Annotated in this window: 15 protein-coding genes and 1 pseudogene; 9 read left to right on the forward strand and 7 right to left on the reverse strand. The window is 37.3% G+C overall.

Annotation, left to right across the window (positions count from 1 at the left end; all coding sequences use genetic code 11):
• Window positions 1-179: 179 nt before the first annotated feature.
• Window positions 180-1,307 (reverse strand): IS200/IS605 family element RNA-guided endonuclease TnpB, encoded by a 1,128-nt coding sequence (tnpB, locus tag A3GQ_RS0106395; RefSeq protein WP_028776343.1) that lies wholly within the window; start codon window positions 1,305-1,307, stop codon window positions 180-182.
• 682 nt (window positions 1,308-1,989) lie between these two features.
• On the opposite strand from tnpB, the gene A3GQ_RS0106400 reads away from it, so the two are divergent.
• The 5 genes from A3GQ_RS0106400 (at window position 1,990) to A3GQ_RS0106420 (ending at window position 6,828) form a co-directional block, all read left to right on the forward strand.
• Window positions 1,990-2,943: a dimethylarginine dimethylaminohydrolase family protein gene (locus A3GQ_RS0106400; protein WP_028776344.1), complete on the forward strand. Its 954-nt coding sequence runs from the start codon at window positions 1,990-1,992 to the stop codon at window positions 2,941-2,943.
• Window positions 2,944-2,972: 29 nt separating this feature from the next.
• The gene (locus A3GQ_RS0106405) at window positions 2,973-3,794 is read left to right on the forward strand and encodes a transporter substrate-binding domain-containing protein (RefSeq protein ID WP_028776345.1); all 822 of its coding nucleotides are present in this window, start codon (window positions 2,973-2,975) and stop codon (window positions 3,792-3,794) included.
• Between the two features lie 97 nt (window positions 3,795-3,891).
• Complete coding sequence (locus A3GQ_RS0106410) at window positions 3,892-4,551, forward strand: amino acid ABC transporter permease (protein WP_028776346.1); 660 nt, start codon at window positions 3,892-3,894, stop codon at window positions 4,549-4,551.
• Between the two features lie 15 nt (window positions 4,552-4,566).
• The gene (locus tag A3GQ_RS0106415) at window positions 4,567-5,295 is read left to right on the forward strand and encodes an amino acid ABC transporter ATP-binding protein (protein WP_028776347.1); all 729 of its coding nucleotides are present in this window, start codon (window positions 4,567-4,569) and stop codon (window positions 5,293-5,295) included.
• Between the two features lie 411 nt (window positions 5,296-5,706).
• Window positions 5,707-6,828, forward strand: coding sequence for a D-glucuronyl C5-epimerase family protein (locus tag A3GQ_RS0106420; protein ID WP_028776348.1), 1,122 nt, complete (start codon window positions 5,707-5,709; stop codon window positions 6,826-6,828).
• Window positions 6,829-6,916: 88 nt separating this feature from the next.
• Here the strand turns inward: A3GQ_RS0106420 and A3GQ_RS23600 are convergent.
• Together A3GQ_RS23600 and A3GQ_RS0106430 are read right to left on the reverse strand one after the other, a co-directional pair.
• Window positions 6,917-7,216: pseudogene (locus A3GQ_RS23600) on the reverse strand (sigma-70 family RNA polymerase sigma factor); the annotation flags it as partial.
• Window positions 7,217-7,297: 81 nt separating this feature from the next.
• Entirely contained in the window at window positions 7,298-7,618 is a 321-nt protein-coding gene (locus tag A3GQ_RS0106430) for a WYL domain-containing protein (RefSeq protein WP_028776349.1), read from the reverse strand.
• 798 nt (window positions 7,619-8,416) lie between these two features.
• Here A3GQ_RS0106430 and A3GQ_RS0106435 point away from each other — a divergent pair.
• The 4 genes from A3GQ_RS0106435 (at window position 8,417) to A3GQ_RS25595 (ending at window position 13,393) form a co-directional block, all read left to right on the forward strand.
• Window positions 8,417-10,444: a transglycosylase domain-containing protein gene (locus tag A3GQ_RS0106435; protein ID WP_028776350.1), complete on the forward strand. Its 2,028-nt coding sequence runs from the start codon at window positions 8,417-8,419 to the stop codon at window positions 10,442-10,444.
• Between the two features lie 407 nt (window positions 10,445-10,851).
• Window positions 10,852-11,268 (forward strand): hypothetical protein, encoded by a 417-nt coding sequence (locus A3GQ_RS0106440; RefSeq protein ID WP_028776351.1) that lies wholly within the window; start codon window positions 10,852-10,854, stop codon window positions 11,266-11,268.
• A gap of 145 nt (window positions 11,269-11,413) precedes the next feature.
• Complete coding sequence (locus tag A3GQ_RS0106445; protein WP_028776352.1) at window positions 11,414-12,085, forward strand: response regulator transcription factor; 672 nt, start codon at window positions 11,414-11,416, stop codon at window positions 12,083-12,085.
• A gap of 9 nt (window positions 12,086-12,094) precedes the next feature.
• Entirely contained in the window at window positions 12,095-13,393 is a 1,299-nt protein-coding gene (locus tag A3GQ_RS25595) for a sensor histidine kinase (protein WP_051271296.1), read from the forward strand.
• Between the two features lie 430 nt (window positions 13,394-13,823).
• Here A3GQ_RS25595 and A3GQ_RS0106460 read toward each other — a convergent pair whose 3' ends face one another.
• From A3GQ_RS0106460 to A3GQ_RS0106480, 4 genes are all read right to left on the reverse strand, one after another.
• Window positions 13,824-14,204: a hypothetical protein gene (locus A3GQ_RS0106460; protein WP_156877583.1), complete on the reverse strand. Its 381-nt coding sequence runs from the start codon at window positions 14,202-14,204 to the stop codon at window positions 13,824-13,826.
• 424 nt (window positions 14,205-14,628) lie between these two features.
• A complete protein-coding gene (locus A3GQ_RS26750) occupies window positions 14,629-14,805 on the reverse strand; it encodes a 50S ribosome-binding protein YggL (protein WP_156877584.1) in 177 nt (58 codons plus the stop codon).
• Window positions 14,806-14,995: 190 nt separating this feature from the next.
• Window positions 14,996-15,976 carry a BtrH N-terminal domain-containing protein gene (locus A3GQ_RS0106475; RefSeq protein ID WP_028776355.1) on the reverse strand — a complete coding sequence of 327 codons (981 nt, stop codon included), beginning with the start codon at window positions 15,974-15,976 and terminating at the stop codon, window positions 14,996-14,998.
• Complete coding sequence (locus A3GQ_RS0106480) at window positions 15,960-16,532, reverse strand: PadR family transcriptional regulator (protein WP_028776356.1); 573 nt, start codon at window positions 16,530-16,532, stop codon at window positions 15,960-15,962. Before A3GQ_RS0106480 ends, A3GQ_RS0106475 begins: the two co-directional genes overlap by 17 nt.
• Between the last annotated feature and the right edge of the window lie 422 nt (window positions 16,533-16,954).

Consider the following 16,954-nt stretch of genomic DNA (forward strand, 5'->3'; position numbering starts at 1 on the left):
CTGTTATACAATGATATATAAACTTTGCTTGATAATAGCATATATACTGTAGAACAGTAGAGCAGCAAATATAACACATGTAGGAGGTTAACATGAAGATTGATCTTTTGACCACTCCCCACGCGTGAACGCGGGGGATTCTTGGGTAATCTTCGGTACTCCGAAGAAATTTACCAAGCTCAGACCGCGAGCCCCGCGGCGATTAATCTCCTACCTTCTTGGACGATGTTTTTCGCTGCATTGATGTCTCGATCATGGTGTTCCTTGCAGTTTGGGCATGTCCATTCTCTTAGTCGAAGTTCTTTTACTTCTTTGTTTTTGTATCCACAGGAAGAGCAACGCTGACTGGATGGGAACGACTTTCCCACTCTCACTAGCGTTCTTCCGTATTCTTTGGCTTTGTATTCCAGCATGGAAACAAATTCAGACCACGACGCATCCGTGATCGATTTTGCTAGGTTGTGGTTTTGGACCATGTTTTTCACTTGTAAGTTTTCGATACTGATGACTTGGTTTTCGTTCACCAGTTTCGTGGACAGTTTCTGTAAAAAATCATGGCATGCGTTGGTGATTTTTTCATGAATACGTGCGACTTTGATTCGCGCTTTGTGCCAATTGGAACCCTCTTTTTTTCGTTGTGACAAGACTCGCCCTGCTTGTGCTAATTTTTGTTCATAGCGGCGAAAAAAACGACTGGGATTCATTTTGCTCCCATCATCGAAGATCGCAAAGTCTTTGAGTCCCAAATCGATGCCAATCGATTCTTTCTGCGCTGGAACAGCTCGCATATAGCTCCCTTCGCAGAGAATCGATATGTTATATTTCCCTGTCGAAGTACGACGAATCGTCGCGGACAAGATACGACCGCTGATTTCTCTTGATTTTACAAACTTCACCCAACCTAGTTTGGGCAGTTTGATTTTATTTTCATTGATTTCAATCGTAGGACGGCTTTTTTTTGGGTAGTTGCATTGGCTGGTGTATGCTTGGACTCGATTTTTTCTGCTTTTGAACCGAGGAGCATCGTTTTGCTTCTGGAAAAAACGAGAAAAAGCATCCGCTAGCTGTTTTAACGTATTTTGTAACGAAGTGGAATCCACTTCTTTTAGCCAAATGAGTTCTCGTTTCTGTTCCGTGAGTAGCTTAGAGCAATTCGCATAGGTCAACCCTTTTCCCGTTTCTTGATATGCTTCGTTCCATTGACTGAGAAAGTGATTGAATACGAATCGGCTACACCCAATCGATTTGTTTATGAACGTTGCTTGTTTTTTTGTCGGTCGAAGTCGGAATACAAATGCCTTGTGCATGGGCTCACCTCCTCTGCTGATTTTCGATATCCTGTTTCGGGCAGAAAACAACATGATAGTTGCAGCCCTATCCGATATTTCGATTAATTGAAACCGCTCTCATAACTTATTGCTAATTTTACAACAATTCTATATTCAAGTAATTTAATCGAAAGAGCAAAAAAATGTCAAGCTTGCGAGAGGGGATTTTCCCCACTCCCTCGCCTGACGCGAACTTTCATCCCCATAGCTGAAGCTAGAGGTTTTCTCGCTCACAAAGATATAAAAGGATCACATCAATCCTATTCTGAACATATCCGACAAGGAATTGCCGAACGTATTCGTTCTGGTCTTTTGCTAAAACTATAGGTGTGAGTATGATGGCTGTACAAAAGCATAGGAACAGCCACAACAAATATTAAATATAAAAAAACTCTGAACTTTGACTTATGACGTTTAATTATCAAGTCATTCCTTAAGATTACTTTGGTCAGATATTTCTCTTTCCCTTTCATCGTCTAACTAGGTAATCTTTCCCCATTCCTAGGCTTTCCTGCTCATTCTAGTTATTATCAAATTTGGTAAAAATATCATTTTTTATGTAAATTTATTGACAAAAAACAGGTTTTCCGATAATAATTATGACACATATATTTCTTTATAACATAATAATTCTGGATGAAATTCTTAAGGAGGAAAGCTTTTGGCTAAAATTATAGTTCAAGGAGAGAGATGGTTTCCACCAGAAGATTCTTTTTTTGATGAAAAGAAAGAATTGTGGGGAGACTGGTATTGCGATTCAGAAGTAGGACATCTTCGTTCTGTTTTACTAAGACGTCCTGGTAAAGAGATTGAGATCGTAACAAATGAAAATCACCAAAATTTTCGTTGGAAAGCTCCCATGAATCCAGAAATTGCTCGAATGGAGCAAGATACACTTGCTCAAATCTATCGAGATCATGGTATAGAAGTAAATTATGTAGATCAAATGCGAGAAGATCGACCTAATGCACTGTATATGCGTGATATGGTGATCATGACACCAGAAGGTGCAATTGTGTGTAGACCAGGAATTAAAGCTCGACGAGGAGAAGAACGCTATGCTGCGCAAGCTTTAAGCAAACTAGGCGTTCCGATTATTAAAACCATCAATGGAGATGGCATTTTTGACGGAGCTTGCTTAATGTGGGTAGATCGTCATACTGTCATCATTGGAACCGGTGCACGTGCCAATCACTCAGGTGCAAAACAAGTAGAAAGTGAATTAAGAAACATTGGTGTAACCGATTTCATACACTTCCCAATCCCCTATGGACATGCCCACATCGACGGACTATTAAACATCGCAGATAAACGAACTGCTGTATTATTTCCTTGGCAAGTCCCATATGATGTCGTGAAAGCCCTGCTGGATCGAGATTTCCGTATCATTGAATCTACTAATATAGAGGAAGTAAAATCAAATTTTTCAGTTAACTTTGTAGCTATTGAACCCGGAAAAATAGTCATGCCAAAAGGTAGTCCAGAAACGAAAGAAAAGATGGAAGCCGCAGGTATTGAAGTAATCGAAGTTAAAATGGATGAAATTATAAAAGGTTGGGGTGCGATTCATTGTATGACTGCTCCTTTAAAACGCGACCCCCTAGCAACTTCCTAACATAAAAGATAGAGAGGATAGTAGACCAAATGAAAAAATATATTGTACTCCTTATTTCCCTATTCATGGTTTTGCTTACTGCTTGTGGCGGAGGAAATGGAAGCGTTTCCAGTGAAAATTCTACGCTTGATAAAATTGTGGAGAAGAAAAAACTAGTCATAGGTACTGCACCTGGATATCTCCCATTTGATATGAAAGATAAAAAAGGAAACTATGTTGGTTACGACATGGATCTAGCTAGAGCGATCGGAAAGTCACTAAATGTAGAAGTGGAATTTAAACAATATGAATTTAGCGGACTAATCCCAGCACTACAGACAGGTGATATTGATATCGTTTTGGCTGGTATGACCATGCGTGGAGATCGCGCATTGAGCGTTGGTTTTTCAAATCCTTACTATTCAACCGGCCAAGCTTTGATGGTACCAACAGGTGACAGCACCACTACAAACTATCAACAACTCGATCAAGCAGGAAAAACGATTGCTGTCGCACAAGGAACAACAGGTGCACTGCTTGCAAAACAAGTTTTCAAAAAAGCAAAAGTAGTGGACTATCCAGACTTCCCATCTGCTGGAATGGCCATGACACAAGGGGAAGCAGACGGAATTGTTTATGATGAACCTGCAATCAAAATCTTTATTAACATGAATCCTAGTAAAGTGAAGCAAGTTTCCGGTTTAATTTCTTCAGAGAATTTAGGGATTGCTGTAAAGTCAAATGACTTCAAAATGATCCAGTGGCTAAATTCTTTCCTTTACTCCTATCGTAATAGTCCAGATGATATCGCTTCCATCAACAAATGGTTTAAATCTACGGATTGGATGAATCAAGTCGATCAAAAGAAATAATATCATCACATTAAGCTTTAAAAATATAGGAAGAGTATAGCGAACCTACACTCTTCCTATATTCATGATGGATTTCATTTTAGGAGGTACCAAACATATGGATTATAGCATGGACTGGAGTGTCATCCCTCAAAATATGGAAAGCATTTTAGAGGGACTCTGGCTAACACTTCAAATATCCGCTTTGGCATTACTTATTAGTATTCCTATTGGTATATTCGCTGGTTTGTGTCGGGTTTCTCGCAATCGTTTCGTTTCCTTTTTAGCAACAAGCTACATCGAAATTATTCGTGGTGTTCCTTTGCTTGTCTTACTACTTTGGATCTACTTTGTACTCAATAAATTCATGCATCTCGGTTCTTATTGGTCCGCTATTTTAGGCCTTGCCTTCTTCTCAGGTTCTTTTATCGCTGAGATTGTTCGAGCTGGGATAGAGTCTGTCCCACGAGGTCAAATGGAAGCAGCTCGTTCAGCTGGAATGAGTTATGCAACCGCAATGAGATTAATCATTCTCCCTCAGGCTTTCCGCAAAGTTCTTCCACCTATGGCATCACAATTTATTATTTTAATAAAAGATTCCTCTTTGGTTTCTATCATATCTGTAGCAGATCTAACCTTGGTCGGTAAAAACATCGTAGGAAATACTTTTCGCTCGTTAGAAGTTTGGTCTTTTATCGCTATACTCTATTTTTTAATGACATTTATCATCTCTCAATTGATTCGATTTTTAGAAAAAAAATACAAGGTAGCGGAATAAACTGGAGGATAACGAATGATCAAAATTACGAATGTCAATAAAAGCTATGGCAGTCATCAAGTTCTTAGCAATATTGATCTAGAAATACCTGAATCTCAAATCTTTGCTTTGATTGGACCAAGTGGTGCGGGAAAAAGCACCTTGATCCGCACGATTAACGCACTGGAAGAAATTCAAGAAGGACAGATTGTGGTGGATGGCATTTCGGTACATGATAAAAACACGAATATCAATCAATTGCGATCGGAAGTAGGCTTTGTCTTTCAAAACTTTAATCTATATCCACATCTGACTGCACTTCAAAACGTTTCCTACTCTCCCATTTATGTAAAAAAGACTCCTAAGAAAGAAGCAGAAGCCCGAGCGGTAGAATTATTAACTTCCCTAGGGCTTGGAAACAAAGTACACTCCTATCCTGGTCAGTTATCTGGTGGTCAGCAGCAACGTGTCGCGATTGCTCGTGCATTAGCCATGGACCCTAAAGTGATGTTATTTGATGAACCTACCTCTGCACTTGATCCAGAAATGATCAAAGAGGTGTTGGATGCCATTCGAAAACTAGCTTCCACTGGCATGACTATGGTAGTAGTGACTCATGAAATGGGATTCGCTCGAGAAATTTGTAATCAAATTGTATTTATGGCAGATGGGAAAATTGTAGAAGTCGCTCCACCTGAACAATTTTTTACTCAACCTCAAAGTGATCGTGGAAAAGATTTCTTGAATAAAGTCCTAAATCATTAAAAGAAGCATTGATCCTCAAGAAATGGAGAAAATCATACAAGCCTGATTACCATTGTTTGAGTCAGATGTCTATCACGTCCTCCAAGTAGAAACCGTGATCAATCCACGTAATACCTTAGGTACGAAATGTTAAATTACAACTCCCTGCTCATCAAAAATGGATTGAATCAAGCATCAAATGGGGCAGCACAACAAAAACAAACGCAATTCATCCATTGGTTACCTAATCATACGTAGATAGTGTTCTCTTTTAAAAAAGCCAGCAGTGAATTTGATCACTGGTGGCTTTTTTTCTATCTGAAAGAATATGTAAAGATAAGTATTTAATTACTTATTCACAATTACATAGAAAATAGCAACAACTTTTGTGCTCTAATAGGAATATATTAAATAAATAGTAGGTGCTCAGAAATGATTAAGAAATTAGTTTTTAGTTTGGCTGCCTTTTCACTTTTTACAATCACTTCTATTCCTTTAACCCAGGCAGACTCTATTCGTCCTGATCCAATTATGGAACCAGCACAAAACGTTGGAAAGTATAATAGTTATTACCAGTTTAAAATGGATAAATATTCCATTTATAAATTAACAGATGAAAAAGACGATCCTTATTATTATGATTTCCGAAATGGAAAATCGGTAGAAGAACTACTACAATCTCCCTCAGTAAAATATGATGAAAACGAAATGCCAATGGTCAAAATTGGTGACAAATATTATTACCATCCCGTTCGGACTGCACAAGAGGCTTTATATTACATAAACTCCTATAAACAATTGGGAAAACCAGAGCATCTTGAAAAAGCACGAAAACTATCTGCTCATCTCGTAAAGCTTTCTATTTCTCCTAACACATCATTGTACTTTGCATATCCTTTTGAGTATCACGTGCTTAGTCGTCCAGAAGAAACACTTAGTAGCCCATGGTACTCAGGAATGTCTCAAGGACAAGCTCTTTCTGTCTTTACTCGTATGTATGAGGTAACAAAAGAAGCAACATATTTGCAATGGGCAAATCAAACGTTTGAAAGCTTTTTGAAGATAAACAAATCCATGTCAGAAGATAAACCTTGGGTTACTGCAACTGACGAAAAATCATATCTCTGGTTTGAAGAATATCCTACAGAAACTAAAATAAAGCATGTACATGTATTAAACGGCTTTATATTTGCAATGTACGGAATTTATGATTATTACAAGTTAACCAACGTTCCTGATGCTAAAAATTATCTCTTTGGTTCTCTCACTACCCTACAAGCGTATGGGGACCGCTTCCGTTTACCTGGACAAAAAAGCTACTATGCTTTGAAGTATAACAACACAGCCGGGAACTATCATAATGTACATATACGACAATTAAGACAGCTATATAAAATAACAAAAGATACACGTTTTAATGAGATGGCCGACCGTTTTTATTTGGATACAGCAATAACAGAGTCTAAAGGTTTAAAAGGTTTCCAGGATGACGCAAAAGATTTAAACAGTTACTTTACACCGAAAGAAATCCAAATGTTGTTGAACCAAAAGTAAACGAATCATTTTACATGCAATCAATGTATAATCTATGACACTTTGTTCAAATAAATCAATACAGATAAAAAAGACAGCAGTGACATTATCACTGCTGTCTTTTTTTCCATGGCTTCCGATAAAATTCATGGAACAACTTAATCAACGCCCGCTTCTCGATCCTCGAAACATAGGAACGAGAAATCCCTAGCTCCTTTGCGATCTCCCGTTGTGTTCGTTCTTCCAATCCATCTAATCCAAACCGATTCCGAATCACATCTTGCTCGCGATCATCCAAAATATGCAAGTGATTCATGATCCGCTTCTTCTCAATTTTCATCTGAACAAGATCCACAATCTCATCGCGCTCTGTTCCTAAAATATCGAGCAACGTTATTTCATTAACCTCATCCTTATATATATGATCATTTTATACAAGAGAGAAGACGGTGCTGTCAATTTCCCATCCATTGCGAATTTGTACATAATATCACTCTTTTCTTTGATTTATGTCCAATTTCATTGTTTCATAATGTGTCGCAATCCCTGCGCTAACTTCTGCCATTTTCTCAATAAGAATGTCCGGCTCAAGAATGACTAACGATTTTCCGTAAGGGAGAAGAAAAAAGGGTACATATGATTGTAAAGAAGGCAGACCCAATCGAAATAATGCCTCTCTTGCATCACGACCAATGAGTGCATGGCCAAATAACCAATGCTGACATAGTTCATTTAAAACTTGTTCATGTCCTTGGATTCGTACTTCTACTAGGTTTTTCGAATTTAGAGAGTTGGGAAGCAAATTACTCAACAAAAAATCTTTTGCAGAAAAAGCAGTCGGCCGTTCAAAACACCTCTATATATAAAAATATTATGACGATGAAATAATAATAATCTATATGAAAATAAAATAATACTTAAATTGCACAGGGGTAACGTAGCCATATAATGGAATCTGAGTAAATCTGAATTTAGGAAATGAAAAAAGCGATTCAAAGTTAGAATCACTTTTAAATTCATATTTATTTACAATAACATCCATATTAGTGCCAAAAATGAAACGAAGAGTATGCTTACCAGTTTCTCTCCTTTTCTACATGTACATATAATACAACTCCCTAACCTCTTTCCGATATAACAGAGTTCTGTATAAAAGCGGGATACCATTTGGTATCTTATTTTGTTTTCATTCATTGTTTCTAGTTATTGTATGGGAATCAGTCTTTAGATCTTCTTGGTAAGCGCTGAGCTTAAAAAATTACCGGCCTCCTCAAAGAAATATAAAAAAGAACCAATATACAAAGGTATGGTGATGTTTTAGATGATCCCTTCTATCGCAAGAAAGAATGAGAAACTCTACATCTATCACCGCTCGATGCATTCGAGTTTCTTATCATCAGATTCCTCTGAATTTTGTTAAATATATTCGTTTTTTCAGACTCCTTTCATAATAGTAATGTAAAATTCGATTTTGGTATGAATTTTTCATTGAATACTTTGAGGGGGCATATTTTTATGAATCATTTACTAAAATTGTTGCAGAACTGTAGTAGCATGGCTACCTAGTGCTAGAGAACGCAAATCAGAATGTGTGGAGACGAAAACCAACATGTACATATATCCGACAAGAAAGACAGTTCACTCACGGAAAAGAAGAGGTTTACGTACAAAACTATTTCTATCTTTCTGTTTATTTGTAACAGCGTTTATTATCTTACTATTTATTTTGTACGAAGCTACTCCTATACCAACTTTACCGTTGAACAAATTAAATGAGGTAGATTTTTCATCAACCATTTATGACCAAAGAAAAAATGAAATTAGTAGGATAGGGGATCAATCCACCCAGTATATTACATTAAAACAGATGGAAAAACATAACTCTTTGTTGATTAAAGCTTTTGTGAGAGTAGAAGATGAAAGGTTTTATGAACATAATGGCATTGATTATCAAGGAATGATGCGAGCTACATGGCGTAATTTACTTGCTTTTGGAAAAGCAGAAGGTGCGAGTACGATTACCATGCAAGTTGCCCGAAATATGGTTTTACAAGATAGGGAAAAATCCTTTTTACGAAAGTTTAAAGAATTAAAAGTAGCCTCTCATATTGAAAAAGAATTTGGCAAAAGAAAGATTCTTGAAGCATATCTCAATTTCATCAGCTTTGGTAATCAGATAAAGGGAGTTCAAATGGCTTCTAAAATCTACTTTGGAAAGGATTTATTAAAAGATAAACTCGAACCACACGAAGTTGCTTTACTCGCTGGGCTTCCGAAAGCACCTTATGGCTATAATCCCTATGGTACTTCTAAAAACGTGAATAAAGCATTGAAACGACGAAATGTTGTGCTAGCTAAAATGGCGGAGAGCAAAAACACCGCTCCTTTAATTTCTAAAAGCCAGAAAAAGAAGTATCAAAAAGAAAAGTTGGATGTGAATCGTCAATTTTTTTACAAATATATGCGTAACAGAAACTATTCTGCTTATCAAAATTATGTACGTAAAGAAGCAAAAAAACGCTATGGACTTTCAGATTCAGATTTAGAAAACAATGGTTATAAAATCATTACCGGAATACAATTTACTCTACAAAAAAACGTATATGATCTACTAAATGATGATTCCTTTTTTAATAATTTGAATTTGGATGATAAGGTAAATGCTGGAGTGGTCATCATGCAACCTCGTACTGGTTTGATTTTAGCTATTGGTGGTGGAAGGCATTTTAAACCAGGAAATCAAAATTGGGCACTTGAAAATATTTATTCAGGTACAGCACTCCGACCATTCTCCATTTATGCGACTGCGATCGAAAAGAAAAAAATAGATGAATTCACACCTGCATCGACATTGTTTTCTCTTGGTGACCTCGTTATCAAACAACAGCACCAAAATTTGCTTTCTTGGTACCAGAAACAAAAATTGATGAAGTCTTCTATTCATAGCCTAGAAAAAATGCAAATCAAGATTCCTTCGCAATTATTTAAGACTAATCATATAAACTATCCATTAACAATGGAAAACACACTTAAAGTCAATGCCTTGAAAATGGCGGAAATCTATAGTATTTTTCCTAATTTTGGGTATTTATCGAAAGCTCATGCAATCATAAAAATTTATGACAAAGAAGGGAATGAAGTTCCACCAAAAAAAGGGGAAGAAATCGATAGAAAAGGGAATCCAAAAAAAGTATTTACTTCTCAAACATCTTGGAACACTCATCGGTTATTACAACAAATTATTGCCAGTAAAGAGAGCCCCGTTTACCCTTTTATCAAAGGAAATTCAAATTTGGCTGGTCATCCAGGAACCTTAGACAGTAGAGAAGTTAGTTGGTTTGTAGGTTATACACCCAATCTAGTAGGCTCTGTAGTATTATTTAACGATGGAAAAGAATCAACTAGAGATGAGAAAACGAAGCTTGGTATTAAAAATAGTGCGTCTTTCTTTTCGCGTATGATGAAGGAAGTAAGCAAAACGATACCGTCTGCTTCCCTAAGTTTTACCAAACCTAAGGGGATAGTAGATCCAAAACCCAAACGCGTCCCGAGTTCTAAAGATGTGTCAAAACATGACAACATTCAAAAACAAGAGGAATATAAAAATTGGATAAAAAGCAAACTAGAAAAGAGATGAAAAATTCATATAAATTATAAAGAAACCCTCTCCATTCCGCCTAAACAATACTTCATCGCCGGGTTTCGTGTTTTATGACGATCTGATCGAGAGCAGTTATGCCTTATTCCTTTTCTCTTTTTCATGTTAACTAGAAGGATCTATCCATACAAATGTATCAACGAAAAGGCTTAACCAAACAAGCTAAATTGATAATCGAAAGAAAACTATCGCAGAACATTTCTTTATTACCATCCAATCAAAAATGATGTTCTTAAAAGATCGCTTTTAAAAGCGATCTTTTCTTACAGATGAACCAAACTGAACTAAGCTAATGCACCAGTTTGCTATCTTTCATGTTAATTTCATGTAGCTATTTTAAAATTATCCTTGTAACACAATAAAAAATGTCGAAGGAGTGAAGTAGTATGGGTTCGTTAGTGAAAAAAATTGTTGGTACTACGCTTGTGATGACTCTCAGTGTTGGGACAGGTGTATTTGCTTTTAACAGTATAGGTGACACATCTGCACAAACAACTTCCAATACTGCCAATGTCCAAACTCAAACACCCGTTCAAAAATCAACACCTCAAAAGATTTTGATAGAAGCAGAACATTTAAAAAAGAAAATAATAGCAACAAAAAAATTATCACGTAAAGAATTACCAAAACAACAGGGCGTAATCATAACAAGAAAACCACTTAGTGATGCTGCAGAGAAAAAAATATTGATAGCTGAGCTGGATAAAGCTATCAAAATCCTAAAACAAGAGACTGTATCGAAAGATGACATGTATATCGCCAACTCAACGATAGATAAAATCAAAATGAATTATAATCTTTGATACAATGAGCCCTGTTGATTAGGGCTCATTGTTCTTTAACGATATCCTTACACCGATCAAGAGGTTTATTGACGAATACTGTTCATTTACACCTATCATTTCCAATTGTATGATGAACTCAATCAATAAAACAAAGGAGAGTAGCATGCTGATTTTATTAGTAGAAGATGATAAAAAACTTGGATTCACCCTTCAATATAAAATGCAACAAGAGTCCCATACTGTGGACTGGGTTACAGATGGGAAAACAGCACTTGATTATATAAATCAGACCGAATATGATTTATATATTTTTGATTGGATGATTCCTGGAGAATCTGGTATTGAATTAGTACACATTGCTCGTAAGCAAGAAGATCATACTCCTATACTTTTATTAACTGCTCGAGATCATACCAATGATCGCGTAAAAGGACTATTATCTGGAGCTGATGATTATTTAGTTAAACCCTTCTCCTTCTCTGAATTATTTGCAAGAATCCATGCATTAGGAAGAAGAAAAACACAGCATTGGAAACCAGATATTCTTTGTACCGGTGATCTCACAGTAAACTTACAAACACAAGAAACTACACGCCAAGGCATCTCGATCTCTCTAACAAAGCGAGAATTCCAGCTTGTTACTTTTCTTCTCAAACATCAGGGACAGATATTAAGCAGAGAACAAATCATAGACCATGTTTGGGGATTACAAGGGGAAGTTACGCATAATGCTGTAGACGCTACTATCAAATTGTTACGAAAAAAAGTGGATTCCGGTTTTGATCAAAAATTGATAGAGAGTGTACGAGGTTTTGGATACCGCATCCAGGGGTGAGTAACAAAGATGTTTACACATTTAAAAAAGAGACTCACATTACTTTATAGTATCATCATTAGCTGCATCTTAATTCTAGTGAATGTATCTGTTTATTTCTTTTTTGAGAAAACCACTATAAACAATGCATCCAGTCGATTAATTTTATTCAGTAAAGAAATAAACAAGCATAAAGAAATACAAAAGAACTCCCTATCCAAAACAGAACTTTCGAAAGATGACTATCTTCAATTGTACCATTCCATTTCATCTTCGTTGGAAATTGACCAATTCTCCTTTCTTACAGATAGGCACCAAAACATTCTACTAGCATCCCCTAATGGTGCGAAGATCGCAAGCCTGTTTCCAAATAAAGTACTACCGCAAATTCCCATGGGTAGACATATTACTTATCAAAAAAAGAATAAAACATATTTGATTTCTAGCTTTCCATGGATGAAGAAAGATGGAAAAAAAGTTGATTTCCATCTTTTTGTGGGAATTGATATCACATCAAGTAAATATGTATTACATCAGCTACGGTTTGGTCTTAGCATTTTTACTATCTTTTTAATTTTTCTTTCTGTTCTGGTAGGAAATTTCTTTTCGCGTAAAGCAATGATCCCGATTATGCAATCGTACTATCAGCAGCAGGACTTTGTGGCAAATGCGTCTCATGAGCTACGTACTTCACTTGCTATTATTTACTCATCTACAGAAGTGTTAGAAGAATGCCGTATGTACCTATCCGCGATACATCAAAAAATGCTATCCAATGTGCAAGAGGAGATGGAAAGACTTACAAATATCGTCGAGAGCTTGTTGGTGCTTGCTCGAAGTGATGCTGGAACCTTCGAAAAAAGACGAGATCCAATCGATTTGAACGCTATCATCTCCGATGCTCTGGTTAAATTCCAATCGCTAGCTAGCGAGAAAAAGATTCGCTTGGAATATAAAGTTGTTCCTGAACACCATGATTTTGTTTATTATGGTGATCTGGATCTCATGAAACAACTCCTTTTTATACTGATTGATAACTCCATCAAATACAACAAACAAGGAGGTATGATTTCTGTACAAATGTATCAGAGTGAAAAAAGGTTCACTATTTGTGTTCGAGATACTGGAATAGGTATCCATAAGGAGGAGCTATCAGCTATATTTAAACGATTCTATCGAGCGGATCAGGTTCGCTCTCGCGAAATAGATGGTTCAGGTCTCGGATTATCCATAGCTTCTGCAATTGTCGAAATCTTTGGAGGAAAAATAAAAGTATCTAGTCAAGTGGGGGTTGGGAGTACATTTACTGTCCTATTACCCATTAAATAAAAGGTGGATCTATTTGTACCTTGTATGCAAAGATTTAGTGAATGTGTCAAAGCTCTTCTGCATGGGAGAGTTTTTTCTTTTTTTAAAGTTGTTAACGCTAGTAATAAAACTATTGCCAGTACGGATCACATCTGGTTTCGTGCTGGGAGGGCTTTAAATGACAAAGACCGCCTATTTATCTTAAAGCTGGTTCACATAACCACAGGGTTATTTCTATTTATTGGTGAACTATGGTTCGTCGTTGAGATACAACATCAATTCTCACATGGAGGGCCTCTGAAATAGAACACATTTCTGGAAGAAATCTATCTTTTTCGGATAGATTTTTCTTTTATGATCACAAAATATAGGCAAATGATAAAAGGAAAGAGAAAAGCGAAATGGTTTAGATCTCACTTTCGCTTCGTCGGGCGCTTGCTGGTTCCTCCCTTTATAGGTCCAATGGTTCCCAAGGAAGAGAGGTGCGAAAGCTTTCATCACCACGAATCCATTGTTGCAATACCGTAACAACAGGATTTCCAAAGATATACACATTATATTCTATCTGTGCTTGATAGTGCGCTTCTGGACTTCCATCACGGTATTCTATTTGATAACGTACAAATCTGTTTCCGAATATTTCTTCGACATAGATTTGCATATAGTATTGATCATTGGGCTGATTAAGCTGCTGCATAATCATAAACTCATGTAAATGAAGATCAGCAACGATATCAAATAACTGAACATCATCTGGGTCATCCCAAGTCTGTCCACTTGAATTCACCGCACGCAGTTGAGGAAGTTGTTGTTCTTTCTTATCATTCGTCATCTGAGATGCCCCTTTTTTCATAGTCTATATCTTTCTAATAGAGAAAATGAATCTCCATATTGATCCCTCAATGTGCGAATCAGTTTCGTACCCCAGTCATACTCTCTTTATCGCCCCATGCTATATATAAATAGTTTTTATGCTATAATTCGTACATATTATTTTTTTAAGGAGAAGTAACTTATGAGTATAAGAGACATACTAGTTTTTATTATTATTTTTTTCACACTAAAAGCATTACTTGCTATTGGTATTTTTTTAGTAATCTACTTTATTGAAATGATGTAGTACCAGCGAGCATGTTATTACTCGCAAAGTAGATTATGCGTTTGCAGTTAGCTGGAACCGTTATGACCCATAAGCAGTTTCGATTACATTTTGATCCTAGTCAGAAGTTAGTTTATGAATAACAGATATGTAATTATTATACTACCTCTCCATCCTCATCTATTTGCTTTGTTCCTCCTCCAAACAACCAATTATTTTTCTCCACAAACTCAATAAATTTATCCAAAAACTCATCATGGTTAATGTTTGTGTGTCCATCCTCTGCAAAGATAGTGCCGCTAATTTTTATACCTAACTGTTTGTTTGTTTTCACGTAATAACCTCCTGTAATCATAATAGGGATATGGAACCGATAGGATTGAGGGGACACTCTAGGGATTAATTACAAATCAAGTTAATGTTCAGAAACTTTTATCTCTCTGAACACTTATGGATTTCTAACAACTTCATAAGTGAAAATGTATTTTATTTCTAAAGGTAAAAAGAGGTTCAGCCCCATGTTGTCAGGATAGCAGCTCCATAGCTGTGCGTTCTTTATCCGCAATCTCTAGCAAAAGCTTCGATGCTTGCTGCAACTCCTGTTGGTTACCTGTTCTTCCTGTACGATCGATCGAATCAGAAACACTGACCCACATCGGAGCGATTTCCGTAAACATACGGTAGGCTTGTTCGATTTTCGGATCTTCCATCAGATCGACGCATTCTTTTAGGAAATCCCGATACAGATTCCGAAACAAAGCACCGCCGGTTCCAGCACGTTCCATCAGCAAAGCGGTCAGGCATAAATCATGTTCGATATTGTTGCTACGGGAAGGCCACTTCAAGATTTCATCACTCATTTTGACAATGCCTTTATTCCCGATATTGCGAATGGGCGGGTTCAAATAGTCATACGAATTCTTGGTCAAGGATGCACGTATAGTGGGTATAAGCGACGGCAAGGCGTCGATCGTCTTGATTGTAAAAGAACGATTCCGGGAACTCATGGACCCCTTTGCGTTTCTGGCTGCAGCCAAGCTGGTCAAACGCGTCTTTACCAGTCCGCCTTGTTGTCTGGTGTCCGCCATATATGCGTATTCGTCATCAAAACCGTGTAGGACCGCATAGTGACCGGCAAAGTGCACTTTGTTCGTGAAATAGTCCAAGTAATAGGAGTCCAATTTCAGCCCTACCGGAATTCCTTGTTCGATGCAGCTCTGTACGTTTTGCCACGCTTTATTGATAGACGACGTTTCTTGGATTCTGACTGTCAATCCCAGCCTTGCGGCAAGATTGGCCGTCAATTCATCCGGTTTCACCCTTCCTCCAATGAACGGAAAGTCCATCCTCTTCGAGTCCCAATATATGAATCCGAGCCCTTGCCCGAGTCCGAATAGCATCGATTCCGACAGCTGGACTCCCGCAAATTGCAGCAAATTTCCCATAGCTGTTGTTTCACAATGTTCTCCTTGATAGGAAACGAAACCGTCAATGATCTTTGCCATATTCCTCTGTCTCCTCCAACAACTCTTTCATTAGATTGGCAACGAACATTCTCTCGCTCTCGATGAGGTTTATCGGATGCAAGAACAGAGCTCTTACATTCAGCGGCAATTGAACGCCGCCTTGCGATTCATACTTTTGCTTTATTTTTTTTGAAGTCTCTTGAAGAAATTCCAACCGATTCCGCAAAGCTTCCACGGCCTCGTCCTTCTCAACAAGAGGCAAAGCAGCCAAGCCGAGATCGAAGCGACTGTCGCGCTCTCGCGCAGATGACAGGCTGTCCAAGATTTCTTGTCTCAGCTTGGCAATACCAGCTTCGGTGAGGGCGAAACGGTTTGGCATAGGTCCCTTGCCGGATTTTCCGTCGGATTCCTCGGTTGTGATCCAACCTTTATTACTCAGCTTTTTCAGTCCTGCGTAGATCGAAGTCGTACCGATATTCGTCCATTCCCGATAACCGCGTTGATCGACTAACTTTTTGATATCGTACCCCGAAGCCTGACGACATTCCTCGATCATTTGCAGCAACATGAATTCTACATTCGAAATTGAGTGCATGGAGAACCCCTTAGCTTTAATATTTCATATATGAAATATAACACTAGTGGAATAAAAGTTCAATAATCAAAACTATTAGGTCCAGTGACAAGATTCCTGATCTAGTCCACAGCATTATTTCCATTTGTTAGTGAAATTGTGCTGTACAAATGCTGGTTTTTAGTTTTCCGATTTATAAATGTTATAATAAACATAAATACATTGAACAAACCTATTCGAGTAGAAAAAAGATTCCAAACAACCGCAATACCTTGCAAGAAATCTGTATATTAAATACTCATTAGCTGATAAAGCAAAAGATTGGAATGACAATGTAAAAGACCTACAACGAAAAGTAAGATAAAACAAACCACCTCCTGCAAGCAAAAGCGGTGGTTTTGTATTTTTAGGAGACCTAACGGGGGCTTTCTTTATTCAGAAAA

Origin of the sequence: Shimazuella kribbensis DSM 45090 (genome assembly GCF_000428065.1) — a bacterium.
GTDB lineage: Bacteria > Bacillota > Bacilli > Thermoactinomycetales > Thermoactinomycetaceae > Shimazuella > Shimazuella kribbensis.

What these genes read in the sequence shown, in the direction of transcription:
- tnpB (WP_028776343.1), bottom strand. Translation starts at nt 1,307, where the DNA reads ATGCACAAGGCATTTGTATTCCGACTTCGACCGACAAAAAAACAAGCA.
- A3GQ_RS0106405 (WP_028776345.1), top strand. Translation starts at nt 2,973, where the DNA reads ATGAAAAAATATATTGTACTCCTTATTTCCCTATTCATGGTTTTGCTT.
- A3GQ_RS0106410 (WP_028776346.1), top strand. Translation starts at nt 3,892, where the DNA reads ATGGATTATAGCATGGACTGGAGTGTCATCCCTCAAAATATGGAAAGC.
- A3GQ_RS0106415 (WP_028776347.1), top strand. Translation starts at nt 4,567, where the DNA reads ATGATCAAAATTACGAATGTCAATAAAAGCTATGGCAGTCATCAAGTT.
- A3GQ_RS0106420 (WP_028776348.1), top strand. Translation starts at nt 5,707, where the DNA reads ATGATTAAGAAATTAGTTTTTAGTTTGGCTGCCTTTTCACTTTTTACA.
- A3GQ_RS0106435 (WP_028776350.1), top strand. Translation starts at nt 8,417, where the DNA reads ATGTACATATATCCGACAAGAAAGACAGTTCACTCACGGAAAAGAAGA.
- A3GQ_RS0106440 (WP_028776351.1), top strand. Translation starts at nt 10,852, where the DNA reads ATGGGTTCGTTAGTGAAAAAAATTGTTGGTACTACGCTTGTGATGACT.
- A3GQ_RS0106445 (WP_028776352.1), top strand. Translation starts at nt 11,414, where the DNA reads ATGCTGATTTTATTAGTAGAAGATGATAAAAAACTTGGATTCACCCTT.
- A3GQ_RS25595 (WP_051271296.1), top strand. Translation starts at nt 12,095, where the DNA reads ATGTTTACACATTTAAAAAAGAGACTCACATTACTTTATAGTATCATC.
- A3GQ_RS0106460 (WP_156877583.1), bottom strand. Translation starts at nt 14,204, where the DNA reads ATGACGAATGATAAGAAAGAACAACAACTTCCTCAACTGCGTGCGGTG.
- A3GQ_RS0106475 (WP_028776355.1), bottom strand. Translation starts at nt 15,976, where the DNA reads ATGGCAAAGATCATTGACGGTTTCGTTTCCTATCAAGGAGAACATTGT.
- A3GQ_RS0106480 (WP_028776356.1), bottom strand. Translation starts at nt 16,532, where the DNA reads ATGCACTCAATTTCGAATGTAGAATTCATGTTGCTGCAAATGATCGAG.